The sequence below is a fragment of the Streptococcus sp. HMSC064D12 genome, from assembly GCF_001837205.1.
GTDB lineage: Bacteria > Bacillota > Bacilli > Lactobacillales > Streptococcaceae > Streptococcus > Streptococcus salivarius_D.
In genome coordinates this window covers 1-1,037 of record NZ_KV831750.1, presented here as the reverse complement: position 1 = coordinate 1,037, position 1,037 = coordinate 1, and the positions used below count along the sequence as shown (strand labels likewise).

The 1,037-nt window shown below is 36.2% G+C and carries 1 protein-coding gene; it reads left to right on the top strand.

From position 1 onward, the window contains the following. Positions 1 to 945: IS3 family transposase (locus HMPREF2697_RS06160; protein ID WP_142350084.1), on the top strand; the 945-nt coding region annotated here is incomplete at its 5' end. Between the last annotated feature and the right edge of the window lie 92 nt (positions 946 to 1,037).

Genomic DNA, 1,037 nt, shown 5'->3' with positions numbered 1-1,037 from the left:
CACGAATCAAAATACTTAGCGATTGAAGACTTCAACACAAATAAAGGGTGGAGCATTAGCTGGATGTGTCATCAGCTCGGCATTACGAGGTCTGCATTTTATAAATGGAAACATAGAATAGTTCCAGAACAAGAACAATTAAACAGCGAAATTGCGGAATTAATTAAAGAATATGACGAACGTTTTTCACACATCTTGGGATACCGAAGAATGACCGATTGGATCAATCATTTCAATCATACGAATTACTCAAGAAAGAGAATTCACCGAATTATGAAAATACTCGATATTCACGCTTTTATCCGTAAGAAAAGGAAAAAATACAAGACTGCCAAGTCTGAAGAAACTGCAGAAAATAAGTTATCAAGAAACTTCTATACGACTGCTCCGAACAAAAAATGGGTAACAGATGTTACAGAGTTTAAGATTCCTAACTCTCATAAGAAACTTTATCTGAGTGCCATACTTGATTTATATGACCGCTATCCTATTGCTTTTGTCATAAGTGGTCGAAATGACAATCGGCTAGTCTTCAAAACATTTGACAAAGCTATTGAAAAAAATCCCACAGCTAAGCCTATATTTCACAGCGATAGAGGGTTTCAATATACCAATAAAAACTTTCAAAAAAAGCTGAAAGATACTGATATGATTCAATCCATGTCAAGAGTAGGCCATTGTATTGATAACGGACCAATAGAAGGTTTTTGGGGAATTATAAAATCGGAAATGTATCAGATGTATGAGATTTCAGATGAGGCCTCCCTCCGATATGCCATCAAAGACTATATCCGATTTTACTGTCAAGAGCGTCCACAAAGCAGATATGACTGTAGAACGCCTTTGGAAGTCAGAAACGCTGCCTTAACATCAGAACATCCTTTGTCATACCCAATCGCTAAGAATAACAAAATTGAAAAGTACAAGTCAAAGTGGTCTGCATAAAAAAACAGCCGTACATTTATTTTGTACGACTGACCTTCAAAAACAGACACTTTTTTAGATATTTAACCTGTCTACTTGACAGGGGGCATATC